The 19,747-nt window shown below is 36.9% G+C and carries 13 protein-coding genes and 2 pseudogenes; 3 read left to right on the top strand and 12 right to left on the bottom strand.

Going from position 1 to position 19,747, the window contains the following annotated elements; genetic code table 11:
- Positions 1-247: pseudogene (locus DVW83_RS15455) on the top strand (hypothetical protein); the annotation flags it as partial.
- On the opposite strand, the gene DVW83_RS06715 reads toward DVW83_RS15455, so the two are convergent.
- Positions 234-671 (bottom strand): hypothetical protein, encoded by a 438-nt coding sequence (locus tag DVW83_RS06715; RefSeq protein ID WP_104661743.1) that lies wholly within the window; start codon positions 669-671, stop codon positions 234-236. The pseudogene DVW83_RS15455 and the gene DVW83_RS06715 sit on opposite strands and share 14 nt — an antisense overlap.
- A gap of 275 nt (positions 672-946) precedes the next feature.
- On the opposite strand from DVW83_RS06715, the gene DVW83_RS06710 reads away from it, so the two are divergent.
- Entirely contained in the window at positions 947-2,392 is a 1,446-nt protein-coding gene (locus DVW83_RS06710; RefSeq protein ID WP_104661742.1) for a helix-turn-helix domain-containing protein, read from the top strand.
- A gap of 331 nt (positions 2,393-2,723) precedes the next feature.
- Here DVW83_RS06710 and DVW83_RS06705 read toward each other — a convergent pair whose 3' ends face one another.
- The 5 genes from DVW83_RS06705 to DVW83_RS06685 form a co-directional block, all read right to left on the bottom strand.
- A complete protein-coding gene (locus tag DVW83_RS06705; RefSeq protein ID WP_104661741.1) occupies positions 2,724-5,252 on the bottom strand; it encodes an HAD-IC family P-type ATPase in 2,529 nt (842 codons plus the stop codon).
- 158 nt (positions 5,253-5,410) lie between these two features.
- The gene (locus tag DVW83_RS06700; RefSeq protein ID WP_104661478.1) at positions 5,411-6,751 is read right to left on the bottom strand and encodes an amino acid permease; all 1,341 of its coding nucleotides are present in this window, start codon (positions 6,749-6,751) and stop codon (positions 5,411-5,413) included.
- A gap of 16 nt (positions 6,752-6,767) precedes the next feature.
- Positions 6,768-8,198 (bottom strand): amino acid permease, encoded by a 1,431-nt coding sequence (locus DVW83_RS06695; protein ID WP_104661479.1) that lies wholly within the window; start codon positions 8,196-8,198, stop codon positions 6,768-6,770.
- Between the two features lie 233 nt (positions 8,199-8,431).
- Positions 8,432-10,264, bottom strand: coding sequence for a tyrosine decarboxylase (gene tdc, locus DVW83_RS06690; protein ID WP_104661480.1), 1,833 nt, complete (start codon positions 10,262-10,264; stop codon positions 8,432-8,434).
- Positions 10,265-10,487: 223 nt separating this feature from the next.
- On the bottom strand, positions 10,488-10,685 hold the full coding sequence (locus tag DVW83_RS06685) for a hypothetical protein (protein WP_137239163.1): 198 nt from the start codon (positions 10,683-10,685) through the stop codon (positions 10,488-10,490).
- Between the two features lie 70 nt (positions 10,686-10,755).
- Here DVW83_RS06685 and DVW83_RS06680 point away from each other — a divergent pair, with 70 nt between their 5' ends.
- Positions 10,756-12,177: a DNA-binding protein gene (locus DVW83_RS06680; protein ID WP_123862975.1), complete on the top strand. Its 1,422-nt coding sequence runs from the start codon at positions 10,756-10,758 to the stop codon at positions 12,175-12,177.
- Positions 12,178-12,370: 193 nt separating this feature from the next.
- Here the strand turns inward: DVW83_RS06680 and DVW83_RS06675 are convergent, their stop codons facing one another.
- The 6 genes and pseudogenes from DVW83_RS06675 to cas9 all read right to left on the bottom strand — a co-directional run bounded on the left by DVW83_RS06675 (position 12,371) and on the right by cas9 (position 19,182).
- Entirely contained in the window at positions 12,371-12,730 is a 360-nt protein-coding gene (locus tag DVW83_RS06675; RefSeq protein WP_104661483.1) for a DUF1622 domain-containing protein, read from the bottom strand.
- Positions 12,720-13,091: a DUF1622 domain-containing protein gene (locus DVW83_RS06670; RefSeq protein WP_104661494.1), complete on the bottom strand. Its 372-nt coding sequence runs from the start codon at positions 13,089-13,091 to the stop codon at positions 12,720-12,722. Before DVW83_RS06670 ends, DVW83_RS06675 begins: the two co-directional genes overlap by 11 nt.
- Before the next feature lie 253 nt (positions 13,092-13,344).
- Positions 13,345-13,989 (bottom strand): type II-A CRISPR-associated protein Csn2, encoded by a 645-nt coding sequence (gene csn2, locus DVW83_RS06665; protein WP_123862976.1) that lies wholly within the window; start codon positions 13,987-13,989, stop codon positions 13,345-13,347.
- Entirely contained in the window at positions 13,979-14,323 is a 345-nt protein-coding gene (gene cas2, locus DVW83_RS06660) for a CRISPR-associated endonuclease Cas2 (protein ID WP_005877885.1), read from the bottom strand. Before cas2 ends, csn2 begins: the two co-directional genes overlap by 11 nt.
- Complete coding sequence (cas1, locus tag DVW83_RS06655) at positions 14,320-15,186, bottom strand: type II CRISPR-associated endonuclease Cas1 (RefSeq protein ID WP_104661484.1); 867 nt, start codon at positions 15,184-15,186, stop codon at positions 14,320-14,322. Before cas1 ends, cas2 begins: the two co-directional genes overlap by 4 nt.
- Positions 15,168-19,182: pseudogene (cas9, locus tag DVW83_RS06650) on the bottom strand (type II CRISPR RNA-guided endonuclease Cas9). Before cas9 ends, cas1 begins: the two are co-directional and overlap by 19 nt.
- Positions 19,183-19,747 lie beyond the last annotated feature (565 nt).

Raw genomic sequence — 19,747 nt, 5'->3', positions numbered from 1 at the left:
ATCGTTTCCACTTGCGTGGGAAACAAGGAGCGAAGATTGATGTGGGATTAGCCCTAATGGCGTTAAATTTGAAAAAATTGAGTAGATATATGGGAAGAAAAGACCTGTCAAAGAAAAAAATACGTTGGATTTTGATGATAAAGATCAAAATCCAACGTGTTTTTTTATTTTTCAGACTAATGTCCCAGACCCTTTTATGATTTGTTTTGTCGATCGTACTCATAGATTTCCGACTATCGCTCATTGATGAAAAAACAGACACCTTTTCTCTGAGTAATCATCTTTCTAGCATGTCTCGCTTTTCTTTTATTTTCTATTTCTTCTAATTCTTGGGACTTTGTTGACCACTCCAACTGATAGCAACGAGAAAAATAAAGAGCATTCCACATCCTTGTTATCTCTATAGTAGCTTGAGCTGCCAGTAATTTACGTTCCTGCGCCTGATCCACTGATACTGCCAAACTAGCCACCGCATCAGAAGTACATTCACTTAAACTAGACATCTGATTCCACACGTCATTCTCTTTTTCATCAGCCATTTTGCTTTTTTTTCGATCATACATGACCTCTTCGATATTCCTGGAACTCTTTTGTCTTTTTTTTATTAGACTGTTTGCTTTTATGTAGTTGAAGGATTGTTGCAAATCTTGCGTAATAGGTATATTTTCCATTTTCTCCCCCCTGAACATAGAATAAATCATTTACCAGAATCCGTGAAAACTATTTTTCCCAAATAATAGAAACTTTATTTTTATTAAAATAACAAAAATCCTAATTAAAAAAGGAAGCGATGAAAATTTCTTTTTTCTTTATTGTTAAAAGATATCGCTAGTTTTTTTACTTTCCTTTCTTTTTTCCTTATACTTAAGAAAAGCTATTTTTTATAAAGTAAAGAAACAAAAAATCAATTAATCCATGTCTTATTTATAAGAAAAAGGAGAGCCTTATGTATTCTTTGATGAAAAAAATTATTACTGAAAAAGACATCCAGCGTCAGGTCACCCTACTCGAACTGCTGTTGAACCACCCAAAAATCACAGTCAATGAACTAGCCAATGAAGCAGACACGACAGAAAGAACCGTATTTTCTGATCTGCAAATGATCCGTACTCAACTTCCAGACGGTTGGGTGATCGATAGTGATCAAGCTGGTATCCACTTAAACCATCAACCAAATTTATTGGCCAACGATCTATGGGAAACCTTCTTGCGACAGTCCATCAGTGTCCAACTTTTAAAAGAACTATTAGTGAACAAACAATTAAGAATCCCTTCTTTTCTAAATAACAACGGGATGTCTTATGAAACGCTAAAAAGGCATGTGAAAAAATTGAACCTATCGTTAAGCCCATACCATTTGCAGATCAAGTTGACACGTCACAAGGCGGAAATCACCGGCAAAGAACAAACCATTCGCCTTTTTTATCATCGATTACTTTTACCATTCACCCATAATAGTTATTTTTTCGAAGATTTTTCTGTACATGAATCACATTATTTCCGTTTTTTAAAGCAGATCGATCAGACTGATTTAGCAGTAGAAACAGAAGAGATTTTTGGTGTCTGTTGGTTTTTCATCAACACGATTCGCATAAAAGCAAATAGTCGAATGACAACATATACCCTCTCACCGACCGACCCATTATTTCTCCTTTATCTCTCTGATCTACAGGCATTATACGAAACCGAAGGAGTTTATTTAAAAAATGAAGAATCCGTTTTTGCCTTTTCTTGTTTTTTAGATAGTTGGAATTACAATAACAACTATACAACTAAAATTACTAACACTTTATCAAGTTATCCTTTTTCAACAAGTATCCAAGAGTTTGTTCAGGAGCTTGCAGATCATTTATCCCTGTCTTCTTTACGGCACACAAAATTAAGTCATAATTTTATTTTGATGTTATTGAAATATCATGAATCACCGTTACTTATGGAACAACTCCAGTCACAATATCATTATTTCGTGGAAGAATATGAAACTAACTATACCGACTTGTATCCTTACAAAGTACGTTTGCTTGAAAAAATAAAAACACCGGCTCTTTCAATCAATGATGAAACCTATTTTTTCTATCTATTATCTTTACTAACACAGCAAGCACTCTTAGCCGTCAAACCAAATCAGGTAATTGTCTATTTTCTCTTTCAAGGAGAACCCTCATGGAAAGCATTCTTGCAACAGGAATTAAATGCCTCCTTTGGAAAAAGAGTACAAGTAAAACCGATAGAATACAGTCAACTCGCAGAAATAAAATTCAATAAAAATGATTTATTCGTCTCAAACATCCCAATAGAAGCACCACCAATAGAAGTAATCTACCTCTCAACCATCCCAACAAAAAACGAACTAGACCGCCTCTACAAGAAGACAAAAAGAAGTTATGTATAAAGGTTGTGAAAAGGCTGTTCTGCATCAAGCAATAAGAATGAACAGAGAAAAACAGCTTCTCATGTTTTTCATCTATTTAGGCTTATTGTTGAAGATGCAAGCCTTTGAACACTGTAGATTAGGTTGTGAAAGAAGCGCCCAGCTCCGAGCAAATAAGAACTAGATTTTTAAAATAGCTTCTCATATTTTGAGAATCTAGGCATTATTGCTGAGGAGTTGCTTCTTGAACACCGTAGATTAGGTTGTGAAAAGACCGTTTAGCTCCATTCTTATTTTAAGGAGTTGGTCTTTGATAAGTTAGATGTTCCACAAAATCTTTTCCATGGATAATTCATTCTCTCCTTTTGATCATTTTCTTACTAACCACCTTCTCTACCTCAACGATTATAAATAACATGATGATATTTAATAAGATTGGTAGTTGCTGTTGTAGTGAAAGACTGATTGTCCCAATCAAGTGTTGCATGAAGGGAAGGTAAACGACCGCTGCCTGTAGAATGAAAAGGATCCCTAAAGAAATGAACAATGCTTTGTTTTTCAGCATTCTTTTATTCAAGGAAGCATCTATTAATTCTCGGCAATTGATCATGTATACTGCTTGCGCGCCGACGATATTTTGTAAAAGCATGGTCTGCTGTAACGCTTGTCCCTCAAAGCGCATTGCCAGAAAGTAAGCTGGGATCATGATCAGCAAGGAGACATAAAAGATTCGAAAAACATTGTACCTCGTGAGGATCCCTTGCTTTGGATCTCTAGGTGGTCTTGTCATCGTATCTTTCCCTGCCTGTTCGAATCCTAATGCGTAGGATAACGTGATCGTCGTGACCATATTTACCCAGAGAATTTGTACAGGCGTCAACGGTAGTGGTTGGTTAGCCAACAGTGCCCAGATAATGATCAATCCTTGCGCTAACGCTGTTGGTAAGAAGAAGTTGATCGTCTTTTGCAGATTGTCTAAAATTCTCCGTCCTTCTTTGACTGCTTTGGCAATCGTATGGAAATTATCATCTCCCAAAATCATATCTGCTGCTTGTTTACTGACTTCACTACCCTTGATCCCCATAGCAATCCCGACATCTGCTCGCTTCAAAGCTGGAGCGTCATTGACTCCATCACCTGTCATCCCAACGATTTCCTCATTCTTTTGTAGCGCCTCAACGATTCGGAGTTTATGTTCTGGTGTCGTTCTGGCAAAGACATCCACTGTTTGGGCTTTCTTTGCTAATTCTTCCTCCGATAACTGATCCAAGTCGATTCCTTCTAATACAGTAGTGGTATGTTTCAACCCAATCTGCTCTGCAATAGCTTTTGCCGTGTCTTTGTGATCACCTGTGATCATTTTGACAGAAATCCCTGCAGTTTGACATTCCTTGACAGCCTTGATTGCACTTTCTTTGGGTGGATCAATGATGCCAGCGATCCCGACAAACGTTAATTGTTCTAACGCTTCATGTGTTAATGGCTGCTCATTCAGAACCACTTTATAAGCAAAACCGAGTACACGTTGCCCTTTCTGTGCTAAAGCTTTTGCTTTTTCTTGCCATTCTTTTAACTTTTCAGCCGTTAAGTCTGCTTTAGTTAGCAATACTTCTGGCGCTCCTTTGACATAAATGTTTTTCCCATCTTGGTGTTCGTGCATCGTAGCCATGTACTTGTAACTGGAGCTAAAAGGCAATTTTCCGTGTAACTTTGTCAAAGAAATTTCTGCATTTTCAGCATAGCGCAACAACGCTAACTCTGTCGGATTCCCGTTTAACTCTGCTACACATTGATCTGCTTTTGTTTGTGCTTCCTGACAATTTTTCATGATCGCAATCATTTTTTCTTTCTCATCTGTCAAAGTCTCTACAACACTCATCTCGTTCTTTGTTAAGGTTCCTGTTTTATCCGAACAAATCACGGTCATTGAGCCGAGAGTTTCAACTGATGGTAATCCTTTGATGATTGCTTGCTCTTTCGCCATTTCATTCACACCCAATGAAAGGATCATCGTCAACACAGCTGGTAAGCCTTCTGGGATCATTGACACGATCAAGGCAATGATCGTAGAAAAGAGAAAGTTCAATTCCAATCCGTAGCGAAATGTTGTGAAGAAAATCAGGAATAGGCTCAAGAAAATGATTCCGCGAAAAATCTGCTGATTCAACTGATGGATTTTCCTGACAAGTGGCGTGGTCTGTTGTTCCACCGTTTGTAATGCTTGGTTGATCTTACCGATTTCTGTTGAGTTGGCTGTTTCAACCACTACGCCAATTGCTGACCCCGTTTGTACTAACGTTCCTGAAAACGCCATGTTCACTTGGTCACCAGTAGCAACCGTCTTTTTGATCGTTGCGCTCGTTTTTTCGATAGCTTCCGATTCCCCTGTCAAAGCAGCTTCTTCTACCATGAAGTCATGGACCTCAATCAGTCGAATATCTGCAGGAACGACATCGCCAGCTTTTAAAGCGATAATGTCTCCGATAATCAACTCTTTGGCCTCAACCAGTTCTTTGATCCCTTCCGTAAAGATCACAGCTTCTTGCCCCATCATCTCTTTTAATCCATTTAGTGATTCTTCTGCTTTACGCTCCTGCCAGTAGCCCACAAAACTATTCACGACGACTACAGCTAAAATGATGCTTCCTTCGATCACATCGCCTGTGAAAAATTTCAAAAGAGCCGCAATCAATAGTATGGTCATCAGCAAATCGGTAAAGTGCTTGAAAAATTTCCTTAAAGGATGAACTTTCTTTTTGACTTCGATTTGATTGTACCCATGTTTCGCTAATCTTTTCGTCCGTTCTTCTTGTCCTAATCCATCTTGAGTTGTCTGAAGTGTCTGCATCACCTGGTCAACTGTCTCTTTATACCACATCATGGCAATCCCTCCTGTTTCGATTTGATACTTTTATTATACGTAGGAGAGCCATGGATGAACGGCGATTATTTCAGAGAACCCTGAAATAAATAATTTTAGAGGAGTTGCTTCTGCTCCCACCGTTTATTCGTTTTTAAAGAATGAGACAAAAGTGTTTCTTACTTTTGTCCCACACTCATTTCTTTTTTATGGCTAACGTGGATTCTTCTATACATCAGATTCAAGCCAATAAACCAACCAAGGGAAATCAATGGAATCATTCGGGTAGCTGATTCAAAAAACAGACTCAATCCCACCATAAGGAAGAAAAGAAATGTTACTTTGTCTCGATTTTTTTGTAGCAGATTGATTGGCAATTTAAGATGGGCACAAAGAATCGAAGACCAAACAAATAAAAAGCAAACTGTAGTCATCCCAGCTAATAATTGAAATAACATGCGACTATCTGCAACAAAAAAGTGTAGACACAATCCTAGCAAGAACATACCACCTGTAAATAAGATGCCATGTAGCGGTACACTACGGGAAGAAATAAATAAAAACCATTTGGATAGATTTTTTTCTTTTGCCGTATTATATAAGATACGACTTGTACTGTAGATTGCACTATTCGTGGAGGACAAGGAAGCCACCAAGATGATAAAATTGATCATTCCCGCGCCTTTACTCCAATGGACCATTTGAAGCATCGTGACCAATGGACTTTCTTTTAAATCAAGATTTTGCCAGGGCACAACCAATAAAATCGCTACGATCGTTCCAATATAGAAAAAAAGAATGCGTACAGGTAAACATTTGATTGCTTTTTTCAAATTTTCTTGTGGGTCGCTTGTTTCCCCTACTGTCAATCCAATCATCTCCACACCGGCAAAGCTAAATAATACCATCGGAAAAGAAGTAGCGATTCCTGCCAACCCAAATGGGAAAAAGGAATGAATCGTTCCGAAATTCTCTTTGACTCCAATATGAGGTGTCTGAAAATGCCAGATGCTGATGCCGATGCCCAACAAAATAAATAGGAAGATCCCAAAAATCTTGATCGTAGAAAAAAATGATTCTAATTCGCCAAACCAGCGTACAGCAACAATATTGACTACGACCAATACACTAAGAACAAGGATTCCGCTAAGTAATGGCGAACTGTCAGGAAACCAAAAGCGAATATACAATCCTATCGCCGTTAATTCCGTTAACCCTGCTGCCATCCAACATAACCAATACGTCCAATTGACAAAAAAAGCCCAACGGTCACCCAGATAGTAATGAATGAAATCACCGATCGATTGAAAATCGCTATTTGTTAAAAATAGATCACCCATTGCGTGCATCAAACTATAAATAGCAATTCCACAAATAAAATAAGTGAGTAAGACAGCCGGTCCAGCCAATCGGATTGCTTTAGCAGAACCTAAAAATAAACCTGTACCGATCGCACCTCCTAGCGCAATCATTTGGATATTTCGATTCGTTAAAGCTTTCTTCATTGTTGTTCGTTCCATCTTACTCACCTTTTCTTTATTCTTTGTTCAATTTGTCAGTTACTTCTTGCTCCCATGATGGTTTTCTGATTTTTTCGATACCTAAAGGTGCAAAAAATAAGACAAGGCTGATCACAGTCACTGCAATCAAGTTGATCAATGTGCCTGCTTTCATCGTCAATCCCACAGAAAACACAATCGCTGCAAACAAGATAAGGACAACGATCCAAGCTCCTAGATTGCTATTGCTTCCTTTTTTGCCAATTCTAAATGGTCGTTTGTATTCAGGATGAGCCTGTCTTAATTTCAAGATAGCGATCCCCATGATCACATAGACGATACAATAGATGACTGTGGTTGAATTGACTAACATCAAGAAAGCTTGATTGACTCCAGGAATCAATAGATAAAACAATGAAAAAATCGAAATAATTGTTGATTGAGTTAAAATCACTGATTTTGAAACATCAAATTGATTCGTTTTCCAAAAGTTGAATTTTGGTGGGTAAGCTCCTTTTCTGGCACTTGCGGTAACTGTTTTCGCAGGTCCCGAAGCCCAAGCAGACAACTGTACAGCAACTCCGACAAAAACAAGCAGACTGAAAATATTCACGATGATATGTGGTAACCCCAAGATTTGACAATAGATGGAGATAGATTGAGCAATATTGTTTAATTCCATTTGTCCTTTTGGTACCACATTTGCTACAACTAGCGCATTTAGCGTATTCACCAAAAACAAGAAAATCAAAGCAGCAAAAATCCCGCGAATATAAGTTTTCACTGGATTTTTAAGACGAGTAATATAAACAGAAGACATTTCGATCCCAGTAAAAATAAACATGATTGGTGCAAAATAAACAAATGAGCTAGCTGTTTTCGCATCAGGAATCAATTTTTCCCATGAGAAACTTCCTAATGTGCCATGTGGTAAAATCCCCACTTTGATCCAAGTAATGATGCCTAATAGAAGCATCATCGCTAAAGGAATATATAGTCCTAACCAGACACCAATCTTTCCGCCGATCTTTGCCATATCGAATTTCAAATTCAATAAGGTAACGATCCAATAAACAACTAAGATCACAACTAACGTAAACTTGCTATTCAACCCAAGTGGCACGTTGTCGATGATATTTCCAAATAATGGCGCAAGAGCAGAAGCAACCATCACCATTCCAGGAAACATTTGGACCCATAGAAGCCAAGAAACAACAAAGCCCCATTTTCTTCCTAAAGAATTAGATACCCACAATTCTGGCCCGCCATTTTGTGGAAACATCCCGGCAAACTCTCCAGAGATCAATGAAATCGGAAACGCATAGAATAATACCGCCACAAGCATGTAAAACAACATCGTCCAGCCAGTCGCAGCCACATCTGGGATATTTCGGACACTAGCAACAAGCGCACAAGTCATCCCAATAAAGGTCAGCGTGGTAATTTGTTTGGATTTTGAATCCGCCATTTTATTTTTCCTTCTTTCTATCACAGACAAATAAACCGTCTAGCTTTCTGAATGCCACAGGGGGAATGAGATCATAGCAACAAGTACGCTTTTTATATCAGTCAAAATACACGTGCAATTTTGAAAAATAAATATTGACGTTTTTCTTATGCATACTTACTTTTATGATCTCCTGTGGACAAGCTGGGGAAGTGTCTTTCATTCATTGCTAGACGGTTCAACGATTCGTTTTTTTATAGTAACTCGTTCAATTTCTTTTCAATGGCTTTTGTGATCGCCTCTGTATAAAATTTAAAAATCTTATCATCATTCAAATACGGCGTCATGATTGCGGCTCTCAACAAAGTCACTTGTTGTTCTTTTTGCCATTCCTCTTTTGAGAGTCCTAGGCTTTCAATAAATTTAACTGGCGAATCACCATAATCTGCTTTTGTAAAGGTAGTATGTGAAGTAATAAAGCGTTCATCATACACATCTCCATCCATATAAGAAGAGACATCAAACATTTTTTCATTCAAGTCGTTGATTTTCTTCAAATCTGTGCAATCTTGGACTTTGAATACCCAGTCGACCATGTTGAAATCAGGATGATTCAATGGATGAACTTCAATTGTTTTCCCTTTGACTGTAAAGCTTAATTGACCTAAAAATTCTCTGAAACGTTGCGCAGCTTCGATCGATGCACCAATCAATTGCCCATATCCAGTCACATTCAATGGTAAGACCCGATGAGCTGTCCAAACTGCGGCGGCTGTTGCTCCAGCTTTTGATCCTTCTAGAATATATGCGCCTAACATATCGGGCGCTTTGACTGATTTTTCAAAAACATAAGGAGCAAAATAAGAAATGATGTTCCGCATGTTTTTATGTTTGATGACAATACCGCCAGCTGCATAAGGAACATACCCCATTTTATGAGGATCGATCGTCACAGAGTCCGCTTCAGTGATTGCCTTAAAGCCATCATAAACACTTTTATCGATTTTCACTTGATGATGAAATACTTGATGTTCCTCGAAGAACTCAGTCAATGATTCATAAGGAACAAATTTACCTGCTTCATTCAAGAATAAGGAACGAGCATAACCACCATACGCTGCATCGACATGGAGATAGAAATAAATCCCTTCTCCTCGTAATTTTTCACGTAATTCTACGATTTTATCAACGCTGTCAACCTGCCCTTCTTCTGTTGTTCCAACAACAGCTACGACACCAAGAATAGGGATTTTTTGTTCTGCTAACTCGCGGATCGTTTTTTCTAATACCGCCACATCCATGCGATAATCTTCTTGTACTGGGATAGCGATCATTTGATCTAGTCCTACTCCACAAATATCTAGAGCTTTCATCCATGAATAATGTTTGGTTTGTGGCACTAGCCATTTACCTAATTCTTGAATATGTTTTCCGCTACGAGAAGACGCAGCTTTCACTGCATCCAACTCTTCATCTGTAAATGTTTCGATCATTTCGAGTATTTCTTCAACAGAAAGGTTCAATAATTCCCATTCTGTCTTATTCTCAACTTTTTCTGGGAAGACTTCTTTCACGGCTAATGGAATTGATTTGATACAACGTGCGTACCAAAGACCTTCTAAATTGGCAATCGATCCATCCGCTGTAATATGGCCCCAACCATCTATCATATTGAATAATTCAGCAAAGTCTTGACCAACCTCTGCTTCCATCTGTGAGGTAGCCATTGAGGATTCTAAGGCAACGTTATTAGGATTCCAAAGCATAGCATAATTATAAGCTAGTAACGAAGGCATCAACGTTTCTGCATTCATTTGCCCCCAATAACGACCGGCAGAATGCCAAGGAATCGAACCAGCGCGCATCCGTTCACTGACTTCATCCAACACTGTCATCATTCGTTCTCGGGTGGCGATGTATCGTGGAGCCAATTTATCTTCCTCGCTGATTGCAGGAAGATCACCAGGAAGGTAGTTTTCTCTCCATCCAAGATGTTCATCGACCATCTTGTTCAATAACATTTTGTAAACTGCACCATTTTCTGCTTTGTCGCCAATAAAGACGGCTTTGATATCCATATCTTTCATGTTTCATTACCTCCATTTTTTCGTTGGCCAACGTGTTGCAACTGCAGATGTTTCGTGCACCTGTATCACACAACTGACTATAGACCCAAAAAATGAGATAATTTTTTTTATAACAAGTAAAAAAACAGCCTGATTTCTAAAAAAAAGAAATAAAGTTAGATTTTTCTGAATTTTCTTTTCACAAAACCGAACGTTCCAATCCTATAAATGTCACCAATTACTTCTACAAGAAAATCAAATCATTTAAAAAATGAACAATAAAAGCCATTCTTATCATTTCATTCGCATCTCCATCTATCCTATTATGCATTTGTTTAATTTTCACATTCATTTTTTCTCTATATTTTTTTATTATTTCATTTTTTATAACAAAAAAAGCCGTTAAAAAGGGGATAAAAAGACATTCCAGAAAAATATTCATGTTTTCACTTTCAAAACATGGCATAATTAATATGCATTTGATCAATTATTTACAATGTGGAGGAGTCTTAATGATTGAAGCCTATTTAGAAAAAAACATTTTACGTCAATTGTTTCTTTGCGGCCAATTCTACACAACGAAAGAAATCGACTTGGATACGACCTCAAAATTATTACGAGTCTGCAAAACAACTTTATTGAACGATATCAAAGCATTGAAAAAAGAATTAGCACCAGATGTGATCTATGCAACAAGAGATAAAGATCATTATTCTTTATATTTCACACCAGATGTTCCACGATTCCATTTGATGCAGCAACTAGCTCGCCCTTCTTTATTTCTAAAAACAGTCCAGTTGTATTTAGAAGAAGAGCCAGACTATATCCAATTAACAGAAGTAGAATTTGTTTCTGTCAGCAAAGCCTATTCATTAAAAAAGCAAGTTCTTGACTATTTTTCCAATTGCGGAATCAAGATCGAACATTATTCGCCTAAATTCACAGAAATCGAACGCAGATTACTGATCCTGAATGTCGCTTATCGAACAGGCATCCTAAAAGTACCTGCTTTACCACCAGGTTATTGGGACGAAGTCGAAACTTTTATTAACTCTTTAACAGCGAAATGCGGTCGGATCTATGACAAAGAAAATCGGGAAATTCTACGTGTGGGGCTAGTAGTTAGTTATATCAGTCAGCGTACTTGGCCTCTATCGACGAATGCTCATTTCATCGAAGAAATCCAAAAACGCCCGATCTATGCCTATGTAAAAGAGATATGGGAAAAAACGAATCTCAAAAATCATTATGTACCAGATGAATTCTATTTTGTCTTAGTGCTATTCAACTTATGTGATTATGGTTTTGATTCTTATGAAGCAATCGAAGAAGATTTCCGCCAATTACATCAAGTCTTTATTGAAGATAGTCAGGAAATCAAAGAGTTGATCCACCGATTTGAAACTCATTTCGATTACCCCTTTCTTGGAAATAAAGCATTCGAGCGTGCATTGATCCGCTTGATGCGCTCTACTTGGGACAACTATCAATTATTTATGCCAGAAAAGTTTTATCTTTTATCGGAGGAACAACAACGATTATTGGCAGAGGTACTTCCTTTATTTCAACAATGGCAAGCACGATTACCTTATGATCTAAGAATCAATAATAATAGTTTGGATGCATTTATTATTGAACTAAGTGGCATTTTACGTCTCGACAAATCTCGTTTTCATATCTATATTGTCACTAACTCAGATGTTCGCTATTTGATTTATCGCGAGGCTTTAGAAAAAGTAACTACCTGTATCCTTCATGTAGAACCCACTATCTATAATCAACTTACCGAAGAGTTGAAAACACTCGCAACAAAAGAAAATACCAAGATCTTGTGTGAACGTACACTTTATACACCAGATGCTATCCCTTTTTCCGGTATCATTCCTGTTTCTGTTGATACCATTGAAAAAGCGATCGTCTTAGCTGTAAAGTGATATTTCAAGCCTTGATTTAAGATGTCCGCTATTGCCTATTTATTTCAATAACAAGTCTTGCCCAATATCTCAAGACATAAAAAAGAACTTCACAAAAATCAATCGATTTTTGTGAAGTTTGGTCTATTTTTCGAATTATTTACTTCAACTGCTCCATTGGATTTAGAGGAAATGAGAACAGTTTTTCCCTTACTTATTGTGTTTCTACTGAACCAATTTCTTTATTCAAGAAATACGAAATGACTGTTCGGATAACCACCAATGCCGCCAATTGAAATATATCCTGCAATGTCGGTTTGATGATGGACTCAATGATCCCAGCTGAAATCAGGATTTCCAGACTTAAGAGAATATAGCCACCCAACATCTTCTTGATCGCATTATTTTGAAAGATTCGGTCTTCTTTCGCCATTTTTTTATCCAATGAGAAAAAGATAAAATCTTTCAATGCCAACCACGCCCCCCATAAAAGAAGCCCGATCGCAAATAGATCGATCAGCAGTACTAACCACTCCAAATAAGGAGCCAATCCATCGATCATCTCAGCTTTCATCTTTCATCCCCGCCTTCGCTCGTTGTTGTTCCTCGATCTCTAAATTCAAGAAATACGAAATGATCGTACGGATCAAAATAATCAAAGCAAGTTTTAAAATATCTGTCCAAGTTGGTTTGATGACAGATTCAATGATATCTGCCACCACTAAAACTTCTAAACTTAATAAAATATAACTAGCCAACAATTTGCGAATCTCTGCATTTCGGCTATTTCGCTGTCCATAATCTTTCTTCAAAGTCCGCCAATCAAACAACGTTTTTAATACTAAAAAAACACCGACCACTAATATAATGATCGAAGCAAGATTTAAAATCATCATCAGCCAATCCAAGCAAACCATCAACGTTGAATCAAGCATATCCTCAACCACCCTTCTCCTTTATGTTACTAACAGAAAGCATCGCCGTCCAATTATATGAAAAAAAGAATAAACAACCCTTCGGTCATCTATTCTTCATCCTCTAAACATTCAAACAACATAGCTCTAAAACGCAGAAGATTTTTTCTACGTGATTTATCACCGAACTACTCGTCCATAGCAAAACTCTCGTCTTTGAATGCTGAATGACTGCTTCAAGTCATTCGTTCTTAAGTTCATTTTAGCATAGTTTTTATGTCAAAAAATAGTCTTTATCTAAAACTCTTTGAGGGACTCCCTCAATTTTACGTGGTTCAAGAAATAAAACATCCATGTTGTACAAAGAGATGTAATTTTGTATCTCCAATAACTCCTTTAAAGTAAAATAAGCGCATGTATTGACGAAAACTAGTAATTTCTTTTTAGAGAGATATTTGTATACTTGCAATATCTCCAACATTTTCTCAAAGATGGTATCACTGTGCGTTTCAATTTTTATACCAAGTGCTTTAAACAGTTCCAGTACCGTGATTTCATCACTTTCCAAGTCCAATTCATGATCTAATAACTCGTAGTCGATCAATTCGCTGATCGTAGTGGTCAATTTGTCGATCATGGATTTTACTTCACCTTTTTCATTCAACTGTTGCTCCAGATCTGCATAGATCAATTTTAAAACTGGTGCTGAATTTACATCGAATCCTAATATATCCGTCACGACCATTATTTCTGTTGCTTTCAATTTTTGATACTGGTCGTTGAATAATTTCAACTCTCCTTCTTCATATCTATAAAGACATTTAGTGAGATTGGCAAATACTGCTACATCTTCAATAACGAAGAATGTGCCTTTTTCAATTTTTACTGGTTGATCCAGTATTGGAAAATTAAGATTCATCATCTGCATCCTCCCCAAGAAACACCACACGCTGATCAGAATTAGCTGTACTAACATCCCTCACGCCATTCAAATAAACCATTCGTGCAAATTGTTTTTCCGTAACCGTCAATAACGTGATCAATCCCTTTTTAGGATTATTGGTTCTTAATCGTCCCAACATTGCTTTGTTAGCAGTATCATTCAGCAACAACTTACTGTATACGGAGAACTGGTGCATAATAAACCCTTCACTTAACAAAAATTTTCTAAATCTTCGATACGCTTTACGGTCGTCACTGGTATCAGTGGGCATGTCAAACATCAATATCATTCTCATATAGCGATAGCTCATATCCTGAATTGAGGAACTCCTTTCAGATCATTGTTTAACACCTTGACTACCTTGTTAGTATAATCAGCCACGATGTTGGTCAAAAACATTTCTTTCTTACCATACAGATACTTTTCCGAGAACAAATCAAACAATCTTCTTTTGATAATCGGAAATTCTTTTTCTCGATACGCAAATACGATTTGATCCACTAAAGGGCGAAACGGTTCCATCAAATCACTTGCGAGATTAAAATCATTGAACTGATTGGCATGCTTCAAGCCAAATTGTGTCATACAACCATTCTTAACGATTTCTCTTGCAAATAGGCTCATTAGTAGGGTATAGCCGTAGTTTAAGCTAGCATTTAATTCTGTAGTGGACTCCCGCGAAAACTTAGTACCAAACAATGTTTGAAAATAGATTCTCGCTGAATGTCCTTCCCGATTTGTGGGATCAAATATTTCTAATCCATTTTTTAAAGTTGATAAAGCTTCCGCTTTTTCATGAAAGCCATTTGCTTGCAAAAGGTTATACTGGTTTTGGATTTTTTGCGCAATGATGTCTGTCCAAACAATTCCTTTTAACTCTGGCGTCCATTGAATTTGCTTTGGCAGTTGCAAACTACTGTCATGTCTTCCATAAAATGGCAGCAGTTTCGCCGTTGGTAGTCGTTTATCATCACAGAAGATCACTAAGATTTTTTCATCCATCAGGCGTTTTACCAACATCGTCGTCAATGTGATATCGGTTGTTTCTAACACTAAAATATCGATTTCCGAAAGATGGATCTTCTCGATCTTTTGCGCAGTTTTAAAAATCAAATGATTATTCGTATAGGTCAACTTCGAATGCGTATTGATGATTACTGTTCGCCATCCCATAGAGTCGCCATCCTTGTCCTAGTTTCGCGTAGTCCAGTAATTGATTGATAGATAATCGTTGCCTTCCAAATGTCAGTTAAACTTCTGTATCCTATCTTTTTGAATTCTGTTCCAAAAAATTTAAAATCTGTAGGTGCTCCTATAGTATCTAACTGTAATAAATTAATAAAAGACTGAGCAATTGCTGACATATCCTTTTCTTGATTTTTTTCATATAACTCCATTAGTCCTTCGCCTTTATTTAAACTCCTAGGTGGATAGATGTTTTTTTGTGCAAAAGTGATTACTTCGTTCAATACACTTAAAAATTCCTTTTTGTGCGCATTTACGTAATCAAAACTTTCTTTATGGGCGATTTCATCATACCGTTGTGCGTGATAAAGTAGTGTCACTGAATGATTGGACAATACCAACGATTTTCAATTATGAGATTCTTGATTACTGGCAACCATTCTTCGCCGTCCATTTTCTAATTCATACAATGTATACTTGGGCAATTTGATAAATTTGGTAACATTTGAGTATCCTTTATTACTTAAAAATCCAATTGGATCTTGTTCAAATAAGGACTGCTCCATGATAGTGATTCCTTCGATCGCTTTTGCTTTTTTGCGTGCCTTTCCTTTTTCATAAATAAACGCAACTGAATAAGCCACCATTGGACTGCCAAATCCACCATATTTCGAAACATCCCAACCATTTTTCCTTTGGATCAGTTTATCTGGTTTTCCTTTCGGATTTACCGTTTCTTTGTAAAAACCACCTGTTTGTACTTCAACTTTTTTGACGATATTGACTTGATGTGAGTTGATGACCTTTTTGATCTGGGGAATATGTCTTGCTTTATCCCAGAAAATCTCGCCATTTTCATCACAAGAGTATTCTTCTTTTTCAAAAAATCTTAGAATATTCGAGTAAAATTCTTTTTTCGCCGTTGCTTTATTTTCTGTCGCCAAATTGAATTTAGTATAATTTCCATACACAAATTCAGGTTCAAGTTTTGGATATTTTTTGAGTAACGCAATTGCTACTACCCCATTCAAATATGCATCGTGTGCATGGTGATGGTTGTTGATTTCTCGCACTTTATGGATGCCAAAAGTTTTTCGAAACTGACTAACTAAGGATGATTTTAAGGTGATGATCCGAATACCTTTATCCTTGCTTTCTTCTGGTTGATTGAAGTATTGATCCAAAATAACAGCAACATGCTTAGTGATCTGTCTCGTTTCCACTAATTGCCGTTGAATAAATCGCGCCTTGTCTTCAGGTGTCAACTTCAGTTTAGTCAAATAAACGAATTTTCTTTCACTGATCAAGTTGGCTCTCAACAATTTTTCCCAGTATCTTCTCATGTCAATAACAACTTTTTCGCCTGGAACGTCATCCATTTTCAGACGATTTTCTTTAGACGATACCAATACTTTATTATCGATCGAGTTATCCACGATAAAACTTCTCGGAATGATGTGATCGATATCGTATTCCGAAAGTCGATCAATATCTAAGGCTTCTCCTGTATACATATCTTTACCGTTTTGCAAATAGTAAAGATATAAACGGTCTTTTTGAAGTGCCTGATTGTCTACGGGTTGCTCCTTTAATAGAGGGCTATCAAAGTTTTTTAATGCTTCTTCCAATGCTTTCAAGCGTGGTTTTGAACGATTAGTTCGTTGGTTCTCTCGAGCCATCTCAACTACGATATTTTTTGGATTGTAGCCAATGATTTCAATCAATTCTTCAACGATCTTAAGTGTTTGCCAGATACCTTTTTTGATTGATGGGCTGCCTGGGAGCGCCTCGACTACTTCTAGTAATGACTGATTACCTGCCAAAGCCAGTTCATTTGCTAATTCTTCTTTGAACGATAGACTGTCATCATTGATCAATTGCATAAAGTTGCGATTACGATTGTAAGGAAAATCATCATCATCGATCAGATAATCAAGGATCGTTTTATTCGTTTTCTTGTCTCTAATCCCATTGATCAATCGTTCAGACAAACGTCCCCAACCAGTGTAATGTTTCTTTACTAATTTTTTAAAGAATCCATCCCCCAAGACACTCTGATATTTTTTCAGTTGTGTTCGGATCATTTCACGATCTTCAAAAATAGTGAGTATCTTCACAACATCTTCGAACATTGCGTTCATTTCAGGCTGTTCTAGCAACTCTGCTACTCTTTCTGTATTGGGTTTTGCTAGATCCAAAAAATCATGGTATGTCGCATACGAAGAATTGAATGCTTTATAAACCCCTAAAATTTTTGCATCTTCGATATTGTAGTTAGCAGAAAGAAACTGCTGTAGTTTCTTCACCGTTACTTTTCGTTGTTTTTGAAAAAGTTCTTTAAAGATTTCTCGTTTTTCTTTACTTGAAAATTGGTGTTTTATCCCTCGTTCATCCTTATAGGCTACCTTGGTTAGCTCATTGAATATGGTGTATTTTTGGTAAAGCATACTATGTTTAGGCAACACTTTTTCTGTTGGAAGGTACGTATCATAATTGATCATTCGTTGGATGAATTTCATTGCTGAAGCACTGTAATCAATCACTTATGTTGCGTTCCATGGCGTTACTTTCTCAGGTGTTTTTCTTTCCAACCACACAAATGAACTGGTTTCTTCACATTGTGCCAAAGGACCTACATAGTAAGGAATGCGGAAAGTCAGCAAATGAATCATTTTATCACGTGCTTCTTCTAAAAACGGGTAGTATGGCTTTTGGCGTTCAATGATTGCCTTGAGTTCGGTTAAGTGTACTTGATGAGGAATGACACCATTCGCAGTCGTTCGTTGTTTCAATAAAAAATTTTCCTGATCGACTTTTTCCATGAAACACTCGCTACCTGCGACACCATTCAATTCTTTTTTGAGAAATTTATAAAAGTCCTCTTGCGTTGTTTTTCCATCAATATAACCAGCGTAACCGTTTTTTGAACTATCTTTGAAAAAAATTGCTGTTTTTTCAGGAAGGTTGGCCTTCACGAACTGTTTTAGTTCTTCTAAGTCTTTTTTATGGCTGTCATACCGCTCGATCATTCCCAATGATAATTTTGCTTTTGAGTTCTGTTTTTTCGTTGAGAGGATGTCTGAAAGTAAAATAGCGTCATACACCTTTTTTGCCTGAAGAAATACATCACGAAATTCTTCGCCACTTTTTTCTAAGAGACTTTCAAGCTCTTCTTCATAACTTTCTTTCGATAGTTGGATTTTAGCCTCTTCATCCAAGTCAAAAACTTGTTTGAAATTTCCTTGATTCCCCACGACCAATTTTAAGAATTGAGCAAAGCATCCATTCGTCTTTTCCGTAGGATAGTACTGAAGAATTTTCTCTACTTTTTTAGTTTTAGAAATTTTTTCCGTCAGAATCGCAGCAATGCCTTCGTAGAAAGCACTGGCTTGTTCAAATTGTTCATTATAGATCTCAAGAAAATCTTTAAATGTTTCTTCCACAGAAGTATTTTCTGTATCCAATTCTCCTTCAAATAAAAAATGGCCACGGTATTTGATGATATGTGCTAAAGCAAGATACACCAATCGGATGTCTGCTTTTTCCGTTGAATCAGCTAATTTCTGACGCAAGTGATAAATTGTTGGGTACGTTTGATAATACGATTTTTCTTCTGCCATTGTGGGGAAGATCGGAAAACGAGTATACTGTTTGTCCTCTGGCTTCAAAAAGCTTTCGTCCAATCGTACAAAAAAATTGGTATCTATTTTCAAGATTTCTTCTACAAAGATTTTTTGCAATTCCAATATACGGTATCTTCTGCGCAACAATCTTCGGCGTGTTGTCCGTTTACTTCTTCTAGCCTCAGCTGTTTGCCCTTCATCAAACAAACGTGCACCCCAAAAATTCTTTTTCACCTTTTTCTTCTCGGTATTTCCATGGATAGACATTTTTTTTTGCCATCAAGCGATACTCATCTGTGATGACCGCCCAACCTACTGAATTCGTTCCAATGTCTAATCCTATCGTATAATCTTTTGCCATTCACTCTTCACCCTCTCATTTCTGATCAAAACTGCAAAAATTCTGATTGTCCACTCTTGGAAGAATCCGCTCCTATATTTTTATTTCTATATAAATTTTTGTGTTCTACCACTTGTAACCGCTCTAAATTTTGGTATAATAAAATTGTTGGTAGCATTCAAATCAACATAGCAAGTTAAAATAAGGCATTGTCCGTATCCAGCTTTGAAAGCAAGCACTGTTCTCGGTGCTTTTTTATTTTGTTCACCAATCATGACTTTTCAGATAATTTTATATTTATACTATAACACAAACAAATTTTATAATATTTGTTTTTTTGCATTCAATAGACGAAATATCAAAGGCCACGTACCTTTACCGTAATTAAACAACTTATGTTTTTTAATCTCTTTCCCTCCTTCTTTTTATTTAAAAAACACCTGAGTTAAATAACGAATTGATGCTTTCGATATACCTCTTCTTTACTGATCCTCTCTCCTATCCTGATAGATTTTCTTCCCATAAAAAATGATTTTCCTTCTACACACTTTTTTTATTAAATTCAGACACAATGAACAATCTGTCA

Origin of the sequence: Enterococcus sp. VV15, from assembly GCF_005236045.1 — a bacterium.
Classification (GTDB): Bacteria; Bacillota; Bacilli; order Lactobacillales; family Enterococcaceae; genus Enterococcus_B; species Enterococcus_B durans.
The sequence above is the reverse complement of the archived record's forward strand: the minus strand, read 5'-3'. Positions and strand labels throughout refer to the sequence as shown.

Excerpts from the sequence above, each read along its gene's own strand:
- DVW83_RS06715 (WP_104661743.1), bottom strand. The coding sequence starts at position 671 with ATGGAAAATATACCTATTACGCAAGATTTGCAACAATCCTTCAACTAC.
- DVW83_RS06710 (WP_104661742.1), top strand. The coding sequence starts at position 947 with ATGTATTCTTTGATGAAAAAAATTATTACTGAAAAAGACATCCAGCGT.
- DVW83_RS06705 (WP_104661741.1), bottom strand. The coding sequence starts at position 5,252 with ATGATGTGGTATAAAGAGACAGTTGACCAGGTGATGCAGACACTTCAG.
- DVW83_RS06700 (WP_104661478.1), bottom strand. The coding sequence starts at position 6,751 with ATGGAACGAACAACAATGAAGAAAGCTTTAACGAATCGAAATATCCAA.
- DVW83_RS06695 (WP_104661479.1), bottom strand. The coding sequence starts at position 8,198 with ATGGCGGATTCAAAATCCAAACAAATTACCACGCTGACCTTTATTGGG.
- tdc (WP_104661480.1), bottom strand. The coding sequence starts at position 10,264 with ATGAAAGATATGGATATCAAAGCCGTCTTTATTGGCGACAAAGCAGAA.
- DVW83_RS06685 (WP_137239163.1), bottom strand. The coding sequence starts at position 10,685 with ATGAATATTTTTCTGGAATGTCTTTTTATCCCCTTTTTAACGGCTTTT.
- DVW83_RS06680 (WP_123862975.1), top strand. The coding sequence starts at position 10,756 with ATGATTGAAGCCTATTTAGAAAAAAACATTTTACGTCAATTGTTTCTT.
- DVW83_RS06675 (WP_104661483.1), bottom strand. The coding sequence starts at position 12,730 with ATGAAAGCTGAGATGATCGATGGATTGGCTCCTTATTTGGAGTGGTTA.
- DVW83_RS06670 (WP_104661494.1), bottom strand. The coding sequence starts at position 13,091 with ATGCTTGATTCAACGTTGATGGTTTGCTTGGATTGGCTGATGATGATT.
- csn2 (WP_123862976.1), bottom strand. The coding sequence starts at position 13,989 with ATGAATCTTAATTTTCCAATACTGGATCAACCAGTAAAAATTGAAAAA.
- cas2 (WP_005877885.1), bottom strand. The coding sequence starts at position 14,323 with ATGAGCTATCGCTATATGAGAATGATATTGATGTTTGACATGCCCACT.
- cas1 (WP_104661484.1), bottom strand. The coding sequence starts at position 15,186 with ATGGGATGGCGAACAGTAATCATCAATACGCATTCGAAGTTGACCTAT.